The organism is Flavobacterium sp. ABG (genome assembly GCF_001027725.1).
Classification (GTDB): domain Bacteria; phylum Bacteroidota; class Bacteroidia; order Flavobacteriales; family Flavobacteriaceae; genus Flavobacterium; species Flavobacterium cupriresistens.
Map to the genome: position 1 here is coordinate 106,177 of NZ_LEKS01000015.1, position 18,273 is coordinate 124,449.

2 protein-coding genes are annotated in these 18,273 nt (G+C 35.3%); one reads left to right on the forward strand and one right to left on the reverse strand.

Annotation, left to right across the window (positions count from 1 at the left end; all coding sequences use genetic code 11):
* Window positions 1-18: 18 nt before the first annotated feature.
* On the reverse strand, window positions 19-13,674 hold the full coding sequence (locus AB674_RS22620) for an SDR family NAD(P)-dependent oxidoreductase (RefSeq protein WP_117610352.1): 13,656 nt from the start codon (window positions 13,672-13,674) through the stop codon (window positions 19-21).
* 1,380 nt (window positions 13,675-15,054) lie between these two features.
* Between AB674_RS22620 and AB674_RS15615 the strand changes: the two genes are divergently transcribed.
* Window positions 15,055-18,273, forward strand: coding sequence for a LodA/GoxA family CTQ-dependent oxidase (locus AB674_RS15615; RefSeq protein WP_047778083.1), 3,219 nt, complete (start codon window positions 15,055-15,057; stop codon window positions 18,271-18,273).

Consider the following 18,273-nt stretch of genomic DNA (forward strand, 5'->3'; position numbering starts at 1 on the left):
TAGTGTGATCTTAGGCTTTTATAAAAATTTTGCAGCAATAACTTGTTGGTATTCTTGCGCAATGACTTCTTCTAAAATTGCCATTCCTTCCTCTGCTTCTATGCTGCCAATGCCTAATTGTTTCATCTTATTTCTGTATCCATCTGAGGCTACTACACCTACAGATCCCCAATAGCCCCAGTTAATGATCTGTACCGGGATATTGTATTTTTGTTGAACCGTATAAGCAAAACTATCTTTATACATACAGGCAGCTGCATAATTTGCTTGTCCCAAAGCATTTACCTGAGATTGCATTGAGGAATAAAAACATATAAAGTCTAATGATTCTTTGGCAAATACATCTATCAAATAATGGCTGGCGGTTGCTTTGGATTCAAAAACTTCGACAAAAGTACTTTCGTCCATTTGGTGAATTAAACAATCCCTAAGTACCAATGCGGAGTGAAATACACCATTAATATTTTGATAGGTTTGCTTAATTTTATGATAAGCCGCTTTTACTTCTTTTTCCAAAATTGCATTACATTGGATATAAATCGGTTTTGGTCCCCATTCTGCTATTTCTTCTTGTGCTTTTAGGATGGTTTGGTTTTCCGGACTACGTCCTAACCAAATTATTTGGGCTTGGTATTTTTTAACCAAATAGGCCGAAGTAACTTTTCCGATACCACCTGCACCGCCCAGAATTACATACACACCTCCTTTTTTAAATTTGGTTGTAATCGTTTGTGTTTCTAAAGGATATAGATTTCTTGTATAGGTATTTTGATGACGATACGCTATTATTTCTCCATTAGCGTCATACGGTATTCTTAATAACCTCATAATATCCTGAGCTGTTATTTTATCTGATGTATCTACATCGATAATACGAACATTCCAATTGCCCTGTTCTTTGGCTAATGAACTCATTAATCCCAAAATCCCACTGCCTTGATACTGTACTTTATCACTGATCAATACTTTTTGTGTACGATCTGATAAAACAGTAATATTTAATTCTTTATGTATGTAAGGAGAAAACAATAGTTTTTTGAGCTGTTTAAAGACTTCTAATTCATTTCTCTCCCAAAATCTTTCTAATGTTGTAGAGGTGTTTTCCTCAGGTGCATCATGAACAATATATACAGCTGTAATTTTTTCTGGTATTACAGACAGTTCATCAGAATTAAAAATGGCTACGTTTTTATGGATTAAATATTCTCTCAATTCATTTACCATCTTACTTCTTTTATTTTTATAAGAAATAATTAAGGCATTTCCGTTATGGCTCTCTTCCTGTTTCGATAATGTTTCTCTTTTCCATTCAGACACATACATCAAATCGTCTATCGAATAGGGTTCTTGTGTAGGTGCTGTCTTTATATCTAAAGCAACAAAACCTTCAAATTGAACTAAGATTTCACCATCTTCATCAATTAAATCTACATCATAAGTTGGGAGTGCTTCTCCATTTTTTGGCTCTATTTTTTTAGCATATGACCAAAATTGTTGTGGTAATTCTTTATAAATCCTGACCTCTTTGACGCGAAAAGGAAGTTTTGTCGCATTCTTTTTATCAAACCCAAAACTAAGCCCCATCACGGTTTGTACTGCACTATCCAGTAAAAACGGTGAAAGCATATAGTTCTCTTGCGTTTCTGTCAAATAAATCTGAGTCAGGACTTCCGTATCTGAATACATAATATCCTGGATACCCTGAAAATGCTTTCCGTAAGTGATTCCTTTATCCTTTAGCAGTTTATAGTACTCTTCCTGACTTAAACTATTAGGCAATCGCAAGGCTATATTATCTATCGCTACTGATTTTATTGCTGGCAGTGAATCGTATTGAATACTACCATTACTGTAAATAGATGTTGGATCTGATTTCTTTCTAAAATCATAACTCAACCCTTTTTCAGTTTCTTCTAATACAACAACAACCTCAACTCGTTCGTTGTCATTTTCTTGAATAGGTTCTCTAAAGACTACATCAGTAATCCTGGTCACAGCTTGTTTCTTGTACTGATTTCCTACTTCGCGAATCCATTCTATTTGCGCTGCACCCGGTAAGACATTTATTCCATTTACTTTATGTGAAGCAAAAATGGGTTCCAGACCGGAAAAAACACTTTCGTAAGTTGAATCATTTACAATTGTTTGTACTAATGGATGCGCCTTTTGATAAGTCTTTGCTACCGTTTCTTTAGTGTTTTTTGTAGAAACAAACCAATAGCGATCTTTCTTAAAAGGATAGGTAGGCAAATGATTTTTTTGAGGTGTTTTATTTCCATATAAAAGTTCCCAATCCATTTCTACACCCTGACTCCATAATCTAGCAATTGTATCTGCCTCTTTATCTCTAATCAAATTGTTCATAATATCCTGAATATCTTCTTTATCAGGACTATGCATAGTATCTTCATTATTACCAATATACATATCGGTTGATACATAGTTAGTTTCAACAAATTCATTTAATCGATTGATACATTCTTTTCTAGTATTTACAACAAATGCCAATCGACATTCCAGCACTTCTCTTCCGGACTGCAGCGTATATAATACATCCTGAAAACCATTGTCATTACTACATGATAAATACTCAATCATCGATTTAACCAGACGATTTAAACCATCAGAATCTTTGGCTGATAATACAAAAACAGGTAATGCTTCTGGAGAATGATTTGTTAACTGATCTTCTATATATTCTTCAATAATTATATGCGCATTTGCACCTCCAAAACCAAAACTACTTACACCGGCAATTTTATGTTGCCCTTCTTTCACCTTCCAATCTGTTGTATCTTTTTGAAGATAAAAAGGAGTATTCTCTAACTTCAAATAATTATTCGGTTGATGCAATAATGGATTTCCAGGGATTTTATTGTTTTTCATTGCCATCAAAACCTTGATTGCTCCTGCTACTCCCGCGGCAGCTTCCAGATGTCCAATATTTGTTTTGATACTACCAATAGCACAATGAGCTTCTTGTCCATAAGAAGACTCAGTGTCTCTGTATAATGTTTCAAAAGCTAACTTTAAGCCTTCCGTTTCAATCGGGTCGCCTAGTGGTGTTCCTGTTCCGTGAGCTTCAATATAACTTACTAATCCAGGATCTATTCCTGCTGTTTTATATGCTTTTATTAGTAAACTTTGTTGGGCTTTTGGATTGGGAGACGTTAAAGTATTAGCTTTTCCTCCATGATTTTCCGCGCTTCCTTTTAAAATTCCATAAATAGGATTTTTATCTTTAATGGCTTGATCTAAATCTTTTAATATTAAAATTCCAACGCCTTCTCCTCTTACATAACCATTTGCAGCCTGATCAAATGTTTTACAACGACCATCTTTGCTTAGCATGCCAGCTTGACTAAATGACAATGTTAACTCAGGTGATAAAATAGCATTTACACCTCCCGCAATTGCCAATGTACCATGACCATTTCTTATATGTTCTGCTGCTCTGTGAATTGCTATCAAAGAACTGGAACATGCTGTATCGATAGGCTCACTTGGACCATGCAAATCAAAAATGTATGATATTCTATTTACTAAAACGGAATGCGCAGAACCGGTTGCAAATTGAGCCATACCAACTTGATTTGTCTGCTCTTTTAGTAAAGTTGAATAATCTGAACTTGATACTCCAATAAAAACTCCTGTGTCTGTTCCTTTAATTGTATTGATTGAAATTGCCGCATCTTCTAAAGCATGATATACTTCTTGCAATACTAATCGTTGCTGAGGATCCATCAATTCTGCTTCTACGGGCGAAATATTAAAAAACAAAGGATCAAATTCATCTATACCGTCCAGAAAACCTCCCCACTTACATAAAGTAGTATTTTCTTCCTGTTGTGGATCTCCATAATACTTTCTCCAATCCCATCTGGTCTCAGGAACTTCTGTAATTAAATCTTCTTTATTTTTTAAGTGCTCCCAAAGCTCATCTACATTTGCCGCACCTGGAAAACGCCCGCTCATACCAACTATGGCTACTTCTTTTCTACGCGCAACTTTATTTGAATCGGTATCAAAACTTGCTTTTTCCGTCTCTTCTCGAACTGTAGCAATCACTATGTTCTCCTTTTTATCATTAAGAGCTTGATCCTCCTCTACCGAAAGGGCATAATTCGATTCTAAATGTGCTGCTAATTCCTCTAACGTTGGGTAATTAAAGAACAATGTTGGAGTTATATCCAATCCAAAAAGCTCATTAATTTCATTGCAGAACTGTGTATATAAAATCGAATCAAATCCGTAATCTCCAAGTTCTATATGCGAAATTATTTTCTGCGGATTCATTTTAACCAATGTAGCTGCTAGTTCCGTTAATTTTTCCAGCAACGTTTTGGTCGAAATACTATAAGAATTGGTCGTATTTTCTACCTTCACCGGAACCTTTTCTGACGAAACTTTATAGATAACTGAAGCTTGAACACAATCTGAGTTCAAAATTTGTTTCAATGCTTTTATACCTTCTTCATTAGGCATCGCCTGCATTCCCCACTTTTTTAGTAAAAATGTTTCTGTCTGGGCATTAATTTGCATTCCGCCATTTTTCCAAAAAGGCCAATTGATACTTTTAGTTATCCCGTAGCGATTTCCTTTGTTACGCTGATTTTCTCTATATCTTGCATAATCATCAAGAAAAGTATTCGCTGCCGCGTAATCTATCTGCCCTATATTGCCATGAATAGCGGCTACAGAAGAGAACAAAACCATGAAATCTAAAGAATCCTCTTTCGTTTCTCTATCAATATTCTTGATACCCTCTATCTTTGCTTTTAAAACTTTTGCAACCTCTGTTGCCGTTTTATTTTTTGCATAACCATCAGCAGTACTACCAACGAGATAAAATATACCATTGATTGTACCAAATTGCTTCCTAATTTCTTTAAAAACACTCGAAACAGAGGATGCATCCGTACTATCACATTGATAATAATATGCCCCTTCAGGCACTCTTTTGTTAGGTTGTTCACTTCTTCCTAACAGAATCACTTTAGTGTCAAAAGTTTCAAGAATAGAGTCGCAAACGGTACGCCCTATCGCTCCGGTACCTCCTACTAATACATATACTCCTGATGTTTTAACTAAGTCATCTTGCTGTTTATGAATCGTAAATTCTGCGTTTCTTTTTTCGAGTCTTTCAAGAGCTGTATATCGTACTTCAACTGCTTTATTAAATTGTTCTTTATTTAATATTTCAAGTATCTCATGGATATTATGAATTGAAAAATCTTCAATAGCAATTACTTTCCCTTCTAAATTAGGATGTTCTAATGTTAGTGTTTTCAGCATTCCCGAAAGGAATCCAAACTGTTCATATTCATCGTTTGATCCTAGAACAATTAATTGCATTCTTTCTTTTGTATGAAGTCTTTGTTTTACATCTTCAAAAATTTGGATATAAGTCGAAATCTCATTTTCAATAGTTATCGATTGAATTTCTGCTTCATAAGAATTTCTGATGGCATCCTCCAAAATTGGATTACCTCCAATCATATATACAATTGTATGGCTATGAACCGAATCCTGATTTTTGAGACAGGCCACTTTTTGCCATACGACTTCTTGGATATCCAGTGCATTACCAGACTCTTTTTTTCTTTTGTCTTTTACAGGAAGAAATACACATTGTTGAAATTGCACTAAAACATTACCTTGCTCGTCTAAAATATCTATATCATATTCTTGAACTTTATCCGTTATTTGGTTTGATTTACTTTTGCGAGCATACGACCAAAATGTTTCCGGCAATTGATCCACAAATCGATAACATGTTTTCATACTAAACGGGAGTGCCTGACTTAATACTCCCTCGATCATAATCCAACCTAATGCATTTTGCAGTGCACTATCCAAAGCACCCGGTTGCATTTTGTAACCTTCTTGTAAAGGCAATTGTATTCTCGAAATAGAAAATTCCGGGGTTGAATACTGCTCTTGTATTCCCCTAAAACTTACTCCTAAATCAAAACCTTCTGTTTTCAGAAAAGCATAGAATTCTTCTCTTGAAATCTTTTTTTGACTTAAACTCAACAACCTTCTTACCTCTATTTTTTCGGGTTGCAATGGCTCTTCCAAAATAGCAGTTCCTTTACCATGAATTAAAATACTTCCGTTTTCTTTAGTATAAATCTCATAGTTATGATTTTTCGAGTCTGAATATATTCTGGTAAATACATCTTTTTGAGTATTTGCCAAAAGAGGTTGTTGCCAAAAAATGTCTTTCAGTCCCCATATTCGTTTCAAAGTAGCTTCCTCCAAAGCAATACTAGCTTGTTCTATATAAGCAACTCCTGCCAGAACTTTGTTACCATTCACTACATGGTCCTTATAAACCGTTTCTTGTCCTGAATACGTGCTTACATACATGTGCCCGTCTGATGTGACAACATTGCGATGTACTAATGGATGCAATTGATTCTGAACAGGTTCTAAAGCCGATTCCGCTACTATACTTGATTTTACGGGTTCTATCCAATACCTGTCTTTTTCGAAGGCATATGTTGGCAATTGAACTTTTCTTATCTGTTCTTTATCATATACAAGTGCCCAATCTATCTCTATCCCCGAAATCCATGTTTCCGCAAGAATTCTATAGTTCTTTTTGAGGATAGCAGTATCTAATTCCTCTGAACTAATAGATGTTGTACTCTTTTTTCGCTTTTCAATTGTTCCTCTTAATACTACATGATTAGATGTATCAAGAAATTTAGAAAGATGTTGTATGACTTCTTCTTTAGAGTTTCCTACGACGGCTAATCGTTCTTGCATAGCATCTCTTCCCAATTGTAGCGTGTACGCAATTGCTCTTAAAGATTCTTTAGACTCTTTAAGGTAATCCAACATTTGCTGCACTTGCGTTTTAAGACTATATTCTGTCTTAGCAGAAAGTAGTATTAATTGTTCCGTACCGTCATCTGCCATTGTATCCGCTTGTAATTCCGGACATTCTTCCAAAACCAAATGGGCATTGGTTCCGCTAAATCCAAAACTACTTACAACTGCACGTCTAAGATTTTCGTTGTTAAGTTGCCAGGGTTTGAGCGTAGTATTAATATAAAATGGGGACTTTTCTAAAGATATTTCATCATTGAGCTGCTCAAAATGCAAGCTAGGTACAAGGTACTTGTTCTTAAGCATGAGTATGGTCTTAATGACTCCCGAAACCCCTGCAGCTTCAGCAGCATGACCGATATTTGTTTTTACCGATCCTAGTGCACAGCTATTATCTAATGCTGATTTAGTACCGAAACTCGTTTTTAGTGCTTCAATTTCTATAGGGTCTCCCAACTTAGTTCCGGTACCGTGAGTCTCTACATACTTAATGGTTGCCGGATCTATATTATATTGGTTATAAATGCGCTGTTGGAGTAAAGCTTGTGCTGCCCCATTAGGCGCAGTAATACCATTGGTTTTACCATCTTGATTGATACCACTAGCTTTAATTACAGCATGTATTTGATCTCCGTCTTTTATAGCGGCATCTAATCTTTTTAGGAATAGTACGCCCACCCCTTCTGATGAAACAATACCATCGCCTTTATTATCAAAGGTTTTACATTTTCCATCCTTAGAAGCCATTCCTACTTGACTTGTCCAAATGTGCAATAACGGTGTACACATTAATTTTACGCCTCCTGCCAAAGCCATATCTGATTCTCCGGATACGATACTTTGATACGCTCTATCAATAGCGACTAACGAAGATGAACATGCCGTATCCAGCGTTAAAGCTGGTCCTTTTAAGTTCAGTAAAAAAGCAATTCTTCCCGCCAATATAGCTTGGGAATTTCCCATAAAAGCAAAGCCCTCTTTGTCAGCTTGATTTTGTGCCAATAGCTGTTGATAATCACCTGAACTTGCCCCTACAAAAACTCCAATGTTTTGTTTATCAATTGCTTTTGATGTATAACCTGCGTCTTCTATTGTTCTCCAACATTCTTGTAAAAATAAACGATGCTGAGGATCCATTACTTCTGCCTCACGAGGTGATATTCCAAAAAACAAAGGGTCAAAATTATCTTTGTCTTTTATAAAACCAGCCCATTTACTATACGATTTTTTCTGCTGCTTGGGGTCTTTATCATACCAATCGATGTCTTGCCATTGTTCTAAATCTATTTCGGAAATAGAATCGACACCTTCCTTTAAATTTTCCCAAAACGCTACTACATTTTCTGCTCCCGGAAAACGGCATGACATTCCGATAATAGCCACATCAGATGCTATAGGTTTCTTAGAATTTACAATATCCTCTACCTGTACTTCTGCGCTTACTTTTCTTTCTTGTTGTACTGCTAATTGCTTCTGATCAATTTTTACAACTTCTAAGTTTTTAATTGTGATCAACTTACCATAATCCGAAGCTATTTCTATCGAAAAAAGAAATTTATCATCGTCTGCTTCATGGCAAATCATGCGACAATCATAGTTTACATCAGACTGTGCCGCTGCATGAATATTGATCGCTTCTATACGGTAAGGCAAATACATGACTCCATCTATTTTTCCTTGACGTTGTTGTATTGCTGCGTACTGTATGGCAAATAATAGTGCTCCATCTAACCACTGAGACACATAACTAATAGCTTGATTCTGTGGTTTTGTAACTGCAACGATACCGTTAGCAAATTCTCCTTCAATTTCCAGAGATTTTCTTACTTGAAAATAACTATCAGATAAAATATCTTTAGTCCAATCTGTTAATGCTTCGAGGTCTAGCTTAGTTCCTGATGCTTTAGGTGTATAAAGGAAATCATCGATTAAACCAACTTCTTCTACAATAGTTCCCCTAACATAAACCTTCTGTGATTCTTTGTTACTAATTATAAAGCGAATTATTCCTTCGCTAATTTTTTTTAAATTCAGTACAATAGGAACGGTTTCTCCTTTTTGGGCAATTAAAACTTCCGAGATGCGGAATTGTTTTAACGTCAAGCTTTTTTTGCCTAATTGCTCTCTAAAAAAACTATATAATAATTCAACATAAGCATCTGTTGGTAAAATGTATTCATCGAATACTTTGTGATCTCTTAAACATGGTGTATTTGCAATACTTAAGTGATATTCAATATCAGATTCATTATCCTTTTCTATATTTCCAATGATAGCAACTGGCTTAAAAAAAGAATTAATACTACCATTTCCTTCTTCTTGTTTGTTGCTTTTAATTCTATAATTTGAAGCCAAATGGGCATACAACTCAGATAAAGTTGGATAACTGTAGAGTAAGGATGTCGGGCATTGTGTCCCAAACTCTTTGTTTATTTTCTTGACAAATTCTACACCCAAAATAGAATCTAAACCTAATGATACAAAAGTATCTGTACCTGAAACTTCTTCTTTCTCTAAGTATAAAAGTTCTGCCAGAATATTTTTTAGCTCCTCTTCTTCAAATACATTTATAATTTCCTGTTCAACACTTTCTACAAAAGACTCTTTTGTTTCGTTAGTTGCTGTTAATTCAAGACTTGATATTATATAATTACTTAATTCTTCTACATTAGGATAGCTATAAATTTGTGATGCAGGAATTGAAAGCTGCCATTTTTTATTGATTTTTTTTACCAATTCTACTCCCAAAATAGAATCTAAACCTAATGTTACAAAAGTTTGTGTGTCGTCTATTTCAGATTCTTCCAAATACAATAACTCTGATACCAATAGCAACAACTCCTTTTGAATAGTAGGATGTTGAGCGCTATAATTATCTTGTACTGCGTAATTTTTATCGCTTTCTTTACTTGATAAAGATGTTTTGTTCTCGCGAGTGATTAAAACTTGGTTACCGCTGTCTATTACCTGTAAGTATACTGCTAATTCTTTTACAGTTGGATGGCTATACAATTGTGCTGTTGCAAAATCAATATTCCATTGTTTTCTGATTTTTTTCGTGAATTCAACTCCTAAAATAGAATCTAATCCCAGTTCTACAAAAGTCTGGTCGGGTCCTAACTCTTCCGGGGTCACATATAATAAATCACATAGAAGTTCAATTAGCTTTTTTTCATACCTCTCCATTAGAGTTTCAGTCGATAGTACTTCCGTTTCATTTTCAATAGTAATTTGCGGATCACCAAAAGTTTCGATTGGTTGTAACTTAATTTTAACAACGTCTTCTTTTTTATTCGGAATAGTTGGTCGGACTAGTATCTTAAATACATTTGCTAACTCTTTTACTGAAGGATAACTATACAGCTTTGCCGTACTTACGGAAATCCCTAAAGCTTTATTTATCTTTTTTATAAATTCAACACTTAAAATAGAATCTAAACCTAACTCTGCAAACGTATGATCTTCCTTAATTTCTTCCTGTTCCAGATATAATAAATCTCCTAATATTTGAGATAATAGTAACTCTAAATTCTCTCCCAGATAAGGAGATACGGAAACTACTTCCTTCGCAACAGCAGGTACTTGGTTTAAAGGCACAAGCTTAATTTTAGCTGCAGTAAAAATCTTCTTTGATTCCATGGAGGCTACTACGTTTTCTTGGAGAGGTATAATCGTTTCTTTTGTAAGCTCTGCTTGATGTATAATTGAAGTGGTTTGGTTTTCTTTTCTTTCAATTTTTTTTCCTATCCAAAATCTTTTCTTAGCAAATGGGTATATTGGCAATGCGATCTTTGAAATTTGAAGCTTATCATATAATTGTTCCCATTTTACAATTCCTCCTTTACTCCAAAACATCGCCAGTGCCTCAAAATTTTGTTCGATTATATACTGCTCTGCTATAGACTCCTCTTTATGAACCTCTTTGCATTGTTTTATATTTTCTATATAGTACAATGCTGATTCTTTCTTTTCTTTCGAAAGGAAGCTTTCTAACTTATTTATTAAGTCATTATAATCTTTATATGTAAATGCTAATCGCTCTGCAAATTCTTCTTTGGCTGTTTGTAATGTATAGGCAAAAGAAGCTAATTGGATTACTTCTTGCTTTTGGATCCAGTTATACATTTCATGAGCATATCTTTCTAAACTTTCTTGGTTTAAAGCTGATAATACAAACACCTGCATCGGTAGCTGAATGTATTTGTCCATATCTAATTTCGGATTCTGATCATATGCTTCGACTACTACATGCGCATTAGTTCCTCCTATCCCAAAACTACTAACTCCAGCTCTAAGGGGCACGTTAGTAGATGATTTCCATACTTGTCCCTCAGTTTGAATTCTAAAAGGACTGTTTTCTAATTCGATATGTGGATTTAATGTTTCAAAATTTAATGTCGCAGGCAAATATTGGTTTTGCATTGACAACAGCACTTTTAATAATCCAGCAATTCCTGAAGCAGCTTCCAGATGTCCAATATTGGTTTTAACAGACCCTAAACTACACCATTTTGTTACTGAATCAGTATGCTGCATTTGTTCAAAAGCATCTTTAAGTGCTTTAATTTCAATAGGATCTCCCAGTTTTGTTCCTGTTCCATGCGCTTCTATATAACTAACCGTTTCTATCGGAACATCGGCTTGCTTATAGGCATTAGTTATTAATTTTTGTTGTTGAAACGGATTAGGTACCGTAATTCCTCCTGAATAACCTCCATGATTAACTTCTGTACTTTTAATTATTCCTAAGATTTCATCCCCATCTTCTTGAGCTTTATCTAAAGGTTTTAAAAGCATTACAACAGCACCTTCTCCCCTTACATAACCGTTTGCTTGTATATCAAAAGTGTGACATTTTCCATCTTTACTAAGCATATTTGCATTACTGTACGCTATACTTTTTGTCGGATGGCACATCAAATGAATTCCTCCCACAACTGCTTGATCACATTGTTTTTGTTTCAACGCTTTTACTGCCTCAGCTATAGCTACTAAAGATGAAGAACAAGCTGTATCAATACTCATGCTTGGCCCTTCAAAATCATAAAAATAAGAAATACGATTCGCTAAAAGAGCAATTGCATTACCGGTAACAATTCCTTCTTGCGTTGCGTCATTTTCTGTCACTACACGTTCATAATCACTACCACTTACCCCAATAAACACACCGGTATTACTCTTGCTATAGTGACTTGGTTTTTGTTTTGCATTTTCGAACAACTCCCAAGTTAATTGTAAAAGCATTCGCTGTTGCGGGTCCATTAATTGAGCTTCTCTGGGAGAAATTTCAAAAAATAAAGAATCAAAACTGTCTATGTCGCTTAAATAGCCTCCATAATTTATTCCTTCATATTTATTCTCGATTCCTTCAGGCCAAATCCATCTACCTTCCGGTGTAGTTGTTATTGATGAAATACCATCTTTAAGATTCTTCCAAAATAACTCGGGAGTATCGGCATTAGGCAATCTGCAACACGTACTTATTATAGCTATATCAGAACTATGGTTTTCATTTTTTTCTTCTATCTTCTGATCTTCACTTACCGATTTCCCTAAGCAATACGATATAATTTGTTTGACTGTATACAACCCGAAGAATCGACTTGGATTTGTTTTTAATCCACACTCCAGATTAAGATACTCTGATAGTTCGGTATAAATGATCGATTCTACACCTAATTTGCGTAAGTCTGTATTTAAATCGACTTCACTACTTTCATAAACTGAATTAAAAAAGCCGATGATAATATCCGAAAGTTCTTCGGACGCTATTTTTATATTACTATCAGCGATTTCTTCGTGAACTTTCTTGGGAGTTTCTGTTACTTCATTTTTAACAGACGCATTTTTTTTATCATTCTGTAAAATTTCGTTTTCTTTCTTTACCCTTTCTACAATTTCACTTGTTATACTTACTTTTTGATTTAGCTTCTTTACCGTAAAAATCTTGGCAATAATTTGACCGTCTTTTTCCCTGTACAATGACGATGTTAATCGTATGGTTAAATCATCTACCAAAAGGGCTTGATCAAGTTGATATATTAATTTTTCATTAGGATTAGCATTTCCATAATAATGAATATCTCTCGCAGTACAAATAGCATGAATTGCCCAGTTTATTTTTTCTCCATCTACAAGAATATGCTCTTCAAAAAAATGGCGTTCACATTTATCACTAATATTTGGGTAAGAAGCAAAATATAGCAGCCCTACGCCGTTAATATCGTCATAAGGTTCTACTTCATAAGTTCTGGTAAACAGCGGTTCTGCCAGTATAGTAAACTCTGAATCATAAAAATAATGCTTGTTAGACGTTTCTTCCTCAGCAGTAGGTAAAGAAGCTATGTGATTCTTTACATTAAAAAAAGCTTTAACGTATTTAGGTATTATTTTTAATAATGGTACTTTGGAATCGTCTTTTTGAACAGGTGTCCCTTTGACTAAATTTTGATTATCGTCATTCTTTCTCGCTGAAAAAATTGAGATCATTGAGGTTTGCAAAGTACTATCACTTGTTCTGTTTTTTACAGTTCCATTGCTTAAAAACATTTTAGTTTTAAACTGCTCTAAACAGGACTCGATTATCGTTTCATCGTTCTCTACAAATCTTTTTAATCCTATATCATTTTGGCAACTCCATTGTATTCTAACAAAACTGGCATAAAGACGTTCACCATTACTATCAAAGATAGCATCTGAAGGAGCTCCCAACCCTTTTGATATCATTTCCCAATGAATATCCCCTAATTCTTTTAAAAGCCAATTCTCAGACATTCTCCCATATAACATCTGAGGGATATTTAGAGAGTAATCTCTTTTTAAACAGTAAGTATTCATTTTTGGATGATTTTGCCTTTTTTTATTATAGAAGTAAATTCACATTGATTATTAAAGACACTATAAACATTTAAGCTTTTAATCTCATATACTGGGCGTCAAATCCCACTTGGTTTGGTTCTACATTTCACAAAACTAATTTTCAATTCTATATTCTTTATAGCTTAATATTACGTAACCATCAAATTCATTAATCAGTTTCGATAACAAATAAATAGCACTTAAACTATATATTGAGCTATTGAATTTTTATTGATGAGACTATTAAAATAATTTGGTTCATTTGCATTAGTAACGACACAAGGCAGACTATTTTGTTTCTGGTACTCCCTAAGAACTCCCTCTCTTTTTAATGCCCTTATCTTTCTATACCTTATAACCAAATCGATGTTATATAACACTTTATTCTTACCTATAAACTCAACATTTATATTTTTCGGGCACAACCAACTTTCTATTGTACAACTTAATTTAGTAACCATTTTGAAAGATCATGTAAGACTCTTCATTTCTATTCTAAACTATTTTCTACAAAGTCTAAATTTCCCTTAAAAACATTAATTTTTAACGTTTAGGCATAATCGATTTTACGCGAAAATAACAACAACATCTATCTAAAAATTACGGGCTTTTGATATAAAAATTACGGGCTTTTATGATAGTTCCAATTTTTAAATAAAATAAAATCAACGGAAAAGTTAGATCGTATTTTGCGATTTTACTATTCCTATTGTATTCTAAATATCGATTGATATAATTACTACATACATCATTAAGGTTCGAGTCCCGTTAGGCCTAGGAGACAGTGAAAATTATAGGATTTCATTATAGGCTTTCCTCTTATAGCAGTAGAGAACCGATTCAGTTAAATTCTATTTATAATAATCGAGATGTGCAAAGTCAAATATGGCATCAAATGCCTCAAATGGATTTCCTGTCACGAACCCAGCCCAAAACCTTGTTTCGAAGGATACTTTATTCTTTTTCATACCGGTAAGATTTAAAATTGAAAAGTGAAGTTCCACTCTTTCAAGAGGATAATCTATTCCATTTAAGCAGGATATAAATTCCTATACTATCGCGTTCAAAACCCTTTTAAAGTCGAAGGCAAATTGTTTCGGATAGGAAATTCTCATTACTTACTAAATCTAAAAATTCTATTTCAATTCCATAATCGGCAAGTAATAGAAAAGTGGGGCCAAAAATTAAAGAAATTTCGGAAGAACAAGTAAAACTACCTATACTCATTTGCAGGATAAATTTTAGATTTGTCAAGATGTACTACCCATAGTGGCTAACTATTGAGCTGTTATGATTGTCATAGTATCCCATGATATATGCGATTTACCTACTTGCGTAACAAACAAACAATTACTAAATATGGACAACAAAAAACGAATCGTTGAAAAACCTACTGCAAACAACGTAAAATGTTGGGACAGTAGTGGTAGTACTGAAATGGTAACACAGCGTCTTAAAGAGATGTTTGTAGAAATGGGCCAAAAAACCCGAATTGAAAAAGGGCAAAACCCAGCAGAACGTGCTGTTTTCAGAAAACAACATGGTATCACTTATGGGCAGTTCGTGATCAATGAGGATATCCCTGAAGAATTCAAAATAGGCATTTTTACCGGCTCTCGATATGACTGTGCTGTTCGTTTCTCCAGTGATACAGGCACCACTTCACCTGACTTACACACCACTATTGGAGTGGGTTTGAAGTTGTTTGGAGTGGAAGGGCCAAAACTTTTTGGAGAAGGTCCTACTACCGATTTCATTTTTCAGAATATCGATCGCTTTTTTGCTAGTGATGCGCAGCAAATGTGTGCGTTTACAACCGCTGGTGCTATTGATAGGGATTACGATACTTATATCAACAAGCATCCTGAATTGGCTAGTATTTTACAAGCTATGCAAAAAGAAGAGGCTAGTGTTTTAAGTGCTGGTTATTGGGCTATTTTGCCTTTTCAACTAGGCGAAAATCAAATTGTTAAATATCGTTTAGTTCCGGATGATACCTATAGAGGCGCACCCTTTGATGATGATAATTATTTACGATTGGATTTAGAAAAACGTTTACGCAATGGAGATGCTACTTTTAGATTTGAAATCCAATTGCGCACTAACGAAGCAACCATGCCTCTTAATGATGCACAAGTAGTTTGGAGTACTGAGGAAAGTCCGTACATCTGTATTGCTAAGTTGCACTTGCCCCAACAAGATGTAACAGCAATTGGTCAGTCTGAATTTGGAAGTAATCTTTCATTCAATATTTGGAGAACTTTAGAAGCTCATAAACCATTGGGCAGTATTGCAGACGCTCGAAAAACTGTTTATGCTGCAAGTGCTGAAGCCAGGCATCAAGCCAATGGACAACAATTACAAGAGCCTAATATTATAAATCCGCATTTTAAAGGCAATACAGACGAGGATAGTACTTGTATTGTTAGAGCTGGTATCTATCCTCCTATTGGTGTGATGCGCGTGGGAAATAGTGAAGAGGAATACTTCATAGGGCCTTTAGTAGACGAACCGGAAGCAAAAGAGGATGTGTATGCTTATCGTGATAAAACAGGAGCGATAAAACGTCAGGCTGCTCAGTTCCGAATTTATGGCTTCAATGCGGCTGGAAAAGCTATCAAAGAATTGACAATGGATAATGCTAAAATTACCTGGCATTCGCATTTGGCCAATCAAAAATCATCTTGGTATCAATTCCAAATTGCCTTAGATATTCCAGATGCCTCCGATCCCAATGTTCCGCCTTCTTTACTAAGAAATATTGATGTAAAAGACCGTCGTCAGTTATTAATTGATTGTGGTAGTGAAAGTATTTCAAAACCTAATATTACTGAAGGGAAAGAATTCACCGGAAAATTCATGGGAAAATCGGTTTATTTAGGAGAAATGCACACAGATGAAAAAGGACGCTTAGTGATGCTTGGCGGTCATGGTAAATCGAAAAACATCAATGGTGATCGAGCTATTACCTTTGCCAACAATGAAGGTTGGTATGATGATATGTCGGATGGTCCTGTTACAGCCACCGTAGAATATGAAGGAGTAGCTCTTGCTGTAGATCCTGCTTGGGTGATTTGCGCTCCACCTGATTATGCTCCTATGCAAAAATCGGTTCGTACTATGTGGGATTTAATGCGCAGTGTTGCTGTAGAATCAGAAATGTTAGTAAGGCCTGCAAGACCTTCTTTCTCTAAAGACATCTTGCCTATTTTTGAAAGAATGACCAATTTACAATGGGTAAATGCAGGATTTGCAGCTGCCTTTGGATGGGGTGGCCAATTTAATTATACCAGTGCAGCATGGGTAAAAAAACTAAATGACCCTACTTCTGCCAATTTAGAAATGCGTCGTACGATTTCCAATAATTTCCGTAGGTTTGATCAATCCGGTGCGCAAGCTCCACAACTATGGCCTTGGTTATATGGTGATGCAGTTGCCATTCCTACACAAGGTTCTGTTCGTCAACATTCAACCTTATCGCATTTGCAATTGGAGTTTTTAGATCAATGGGTCGAAGGTGATTTTGATGCTGATTTTGTAGATACAACAGGCTGTCCTTATATTCCACCTGTTAAAAAAATTGATGATTATCCTATTGCTGAACAACCCGATATGTTAACTAAAGCAGCTATGGATTTCTGTTTGGCAGATGCTTTTCATCCGGGTTGTGAAATGACTTGGCCTATGCGAACTTCTGGTATGTATATGGCTCCTTTCCGATTGAAACACGCTCCTAAAACACCAAAAACCGATTATCATTATTATGGTTCTACTATGAATAGTGATGTGTTGACTTTACCAGCTGGTCCATTATTAGGTGGTCAAGTACCCGGTGGCGTAACGAGATGGATGGCTATTCCCTGGCAAACTGATACGGCAAGTTGCAGAGACGGTTATACAACTGCATACGATCCTTATCTACCAACATTTTGGCCTGCCAGAGTTCCTAATAATATTTTGAGTGAAGAACGTTACAAAGAAACTTTAGATACACACTTGGCAGAAGAAACCCGTAGAGAGGCTTTTGCATATCGTTATTTTTGGTTAGATGATTTGCCTTTAGACGGTGAAGATCCAACACAAACCAATCAGATTAATGCTATGGTGAAATATTTTGACAAGTTGGCGATTGTGCAACCGCGTCCAGGTGTGCCTGATAACGCTAATTTTCCACCGGAAATGCAAATTGGTGTAGTTCCAAATGAAGAACAAAACCAACTGTTGTTGCAAGAGACAGAAGTCCGATTGAGAAAAATCTTAAGTGACAACAAGCACTTAGACAAGAAAGAAGAATCTTTATTGCATATTACTTTAGAACATTTGTCAAACGAAGGTTTGTTTACTGAACAAATTGTAATTGAAAGCACGCGCGAGCAACTGGTACAATTGATTCAAGATGAATTGGTTCAGGATGAAGCTTTAACAAGTGAAGTTCAAAAACTAGTTGATTTATTAGCTTCTAAAGCCCATAAATTAACCAAAACAAGAACCGTTCCTCATTCCAGACAACCTCGAAAAGAGGTGGGTGTACCTGAACAATCAGTTCGTTTCCAACGTTTTATTCCAAAACAGCACTAG

Excerpts from the sequence above, each read along its gene's own strand:
- AB674_RS15615 (WP_047778083.1), top strand. The coding sequence starts at position 15,055 with ATGGACAACAAAAAACGAATCGTTGAAAAACCTACTGCAAACAACGTA.
- AB674_RS22620 (WP_117610352.1), bottom strand. The coding sequence starts at position 13,674 with ATGAATACTTACTGTTTAAAAAGAGATTACTCTCTAAATATCCCTCAG.